Source organism: Hydrogenophaga sp., from assembly GCF_026125785.1.
Taxonomy (GTDB): Bacteria; Pseudomonadota; Gammaproteobacteria; order Burkholderiales; family Burkholderiaceae_C; genus Hydrogenophaga.
In genome coordinates, this window is the sequence record NZ_JAHCKL010000041.1 from 1 (window position 1) to 3,175 (window position 3,175).

The following is a 3,175-nucleotide window of genomic DNA, read 5'->3' on the forward strand; positions in this document are numbered from 1 at the left end:
GGCTCTCACATATTGCGCCGGTACTGCCCGCCGACCTCGAAGAGAGCGGCGGTGATCTGGCCGAGGGAGCAGCAGCGCACGGCCTGCATGAGGACCTCGAAGACATTGCGGTTGTCGATGACGGCGGCCTGAAGGCGCTGCAGCATGGCCGGTGATTCGGCAGCGTGGCGGGCGTGGAAGTCCGCCAGGCGCTGCAACTGGCTCTGCTTTTCCTCCTCGGTCGAGCGCGCCAGCTCCAGCGCCTGCGGCGTGGGGTCACCGTGCGGGTTGCGGAAGGTGTTGACCCCGATGATGGGGTACTCGCCCGTGTGCTTGAGCATCTCGTAGTGCATGCTCTCGTCCTGGATGCGCCCGCGCTGGTAGCCCGTCTCCATCGCCCCGAGCACGCCGCCGCGCTCGGCTATGGCGCAGAACTCGGTCAGCACCGCCTCCTCCACCAGCTCGGTGAGCTCCTCGATGACGAAGGAGCCCTGGTTGGGGTTCTCGTTCTTGGCCAGCCCCCACTCGCGGTTGATGATGAGCTGGATGGCCATGGCGCGGCGCACGCTGTCCTCGGTGGGCGTGGTGATGGCCTCGTCGAAGGCGTTGGTGTGCAGGCTGTTGCAGTTGTCGTAGATGGCGATGAGCGCCTGCAGCGTGGTGCGGATGTCGTTGAACTGGATCTCCTGCGCGTGCAGGCTGCGCCCGCTGGTCTGCACGTGGTACTTGAGCTTCTGGCTGCGCTCGTTGGCGCCGTACCTCTCGCGCATGGCCACCGCCCAGATGCGCCGCGCCACGCGCCCGAGCACGGTGTACTCGGGGTCCATGCCGTTGCTGAAGAAGAAGCTCAGGTTGGGCGCGAAGTCGTCGATGTGCATGCCGCGCGCCAGGTACGCCTCCACGAAGGTGAAGCCGTTGGAGAGCGTGAAGGCGAGCTGGCTGATCGGGTTGGCCCCGGCCTCGGCGATGTGGTAGCCCGAGATGCTGACCGAGTAGAAGTTGCGCACGTCGTGGTGCACGAAGTACTCGGCGATGTCTCCCATGACCTTGAGGCTGAACTCGGTGCTGAAGATGCAGGTGTTCTGCCCCTGGTCTTCCTTGAGGATGTCGGCCTGTACCGTGCCGCGCACGTTGGCCAGCACCCATTCGCGGATCTTGGCCTCCTCGCTGGCGCTGGGGTCGCGCCCGTTGTCGGCCTTGAACTTCTCGATGTTCTGGTCGATGGCGGTGTTCATGAACATCGCCAGGATGGTGGGCGCCGGGCCGTTGATGGTCATGGACACCGAGGTGGCCGGGTGGCACAGGTCAAAGCCGCCGTAGAGCACCTTCATGTCCTCCAGCGTGGCGATGGACACGCCCGAGTTGCCCACCTTGCCGTAGATGTCCGGGCGTGGGTCGGGGTCGTTGCCGTAGAGGGTGACGGAGTCGAAGGCGGTGGACAGGCGCTTGGCGGGCATGCCCTCGCTGAGCAGCTTGAAGCGCCGGTTGGTGCGGAAGGGGTCGCCTTCGCCGGCGAACATGCGCGTGGGGTCCTCTCCCTCGCGCTTGAAGGCGAAGGTGCCGGCCGTGTACGGGAAGCTGCCGGGCACGTTGTCCAGCATGAGCCACTGCAGGATCTCGCCGTGGTCTTCGTACTTGGGCAGCACCACCTTGCGGATGACGGTGCCCGAGAGGCTCTTCGTGGTCAGCGCGGTGCGGATCTCCTTGTCTCGGATCTTCACCACGTACTCGTCTCCAGCGTAGGCGCGCTGCAGGTCGGGCCACTGGGCCAGGAGCTGGCGCGCGGCTGGGTCCTGGGTGAGTTCGCGTGCGCGCGCCAGGTCGAGCACGGCCTCGGCCGCTCGGGCGCGCTCGGGCTTGTCCTGGCGCAGCATGGCTTCGCTGGCGCGCAGTTGCTGGATCTCCCGGGCCAGGCGGGCCTGCTGGCGGGCCTGGCGCTTGTAGTCGCGCACGCTCTCGCTGATCTCGGCGAGGTAGCGGGTGCGCGCGGGCGGCACGATGGGGGTCTGGTGGGTGCTGTGGCGAACCTGCACCTCGGGCAGGCGTCCCTGGGGCAGCAGCCTCAGGCCGAGTTCGCCCAGGCGGCTGCGCAGGGCCTGGTACAGGGCGCTGACGCCGTCGTCGTTGAAGCGCGCGGCCATGGTGCCGAAGACGGGCATCTGCTCGGGCGCGCTGCCCCAGGCTTCTCGGTTGCGCTGGACCTGCTTGGCCACGTCGCGCAGGGCGTCCAGCGCGCCTTTGCGGTCGAATTTGTTGATCGCCACGAAGGCGGCGAAGTCCAGCATGTCGATCTTCTCGAGCTGGCTGGCCGCGCCGAACTCAGGTGTCATGACGTACAGGGGGATGTCCACGTGCGGCACGATGGCCGCGTCGCCCTGTCCGATGCCGGAGGTCTCCACCACGATGAGGTCGAAGCCGGCGAGCTTGCAGGCGGCCACCACGTCGGGCAGCGCCGCGCTGATCTCGCTGCCGAAGTCGCGCGTGGCCAGGCTGCGCATGAAGACGCGCGGGCCGTTTCTCCATGGCCCTATGGCGTTCATGCGGATGCGGTCGCCCAGTAGCGCTCCTCCGCTCTTGCGCCGGCTGGGGTCTATGCTGATGACGGCCACTCTCAAGGTGTCGTCCTGGTCCAGCCGCAGGCGGCGGATGAGTTCGTCGGTGAGCGAGCTCTTGCCGGCTCCGCCGGTGCCGGTGATGCCCAGCACAGGCACGCGCAGCCCCGCGGCCCTCTCCCGCAGGTCCTGCACCAGCGGGGCCTGCGCGCGCCCGTTCTCCAGCGCCGTGATGAGCTGCGCCAGGGCCCGCCACTGCGTTTCACCTCCGCCCTGGATGGCCCCCACTTCGCGCGGGGCGTGCACGCTCAGGTCGTGGTCGCAGCGCATGACCATCTCCCCGATCATGCCGGCCAGGCCCATGCGCTGGCCGTCTTCGGGGCTGTAGATGCGCGCCACCCCGTAGGCCTGCAGTTCCTCGATCTCCGCGGGCACGATCACCCCGCCTCCGCCTCCAAAGACCTGGATGTGCTCGCCTCCACGGCTCCTGAGCAGGTCCACCATGTACTTGAAGTACTCCACGTGCCCGCCCTGGTAGGAGCTGATGGCGATGCCCTGCGCGTCTTCCTGCAGTGCGGCTGTCACCACTTCTTCCACCGAGCGGTTGTGACCCAGGTGGATCACTTCCGCTCCCATCCCCTGCA

General features: G+C 67.7%; 1 protein-coding gene. It reads right to left on the reverse strand.

Annotated elements, in window-relative coordinates:
* Positions 1-5 precede the first annotated feature (5 nt).
* A partial coding sequence (icmF, locus tag KIT53_RS20190; RefSeq protein WP_297756283.1) for a fused isobutyryl-CoA mutase/GTPase IcmF occupies positions 6-3,175 on the reverse strand: 3,170 nt, incomplete at its 5' end.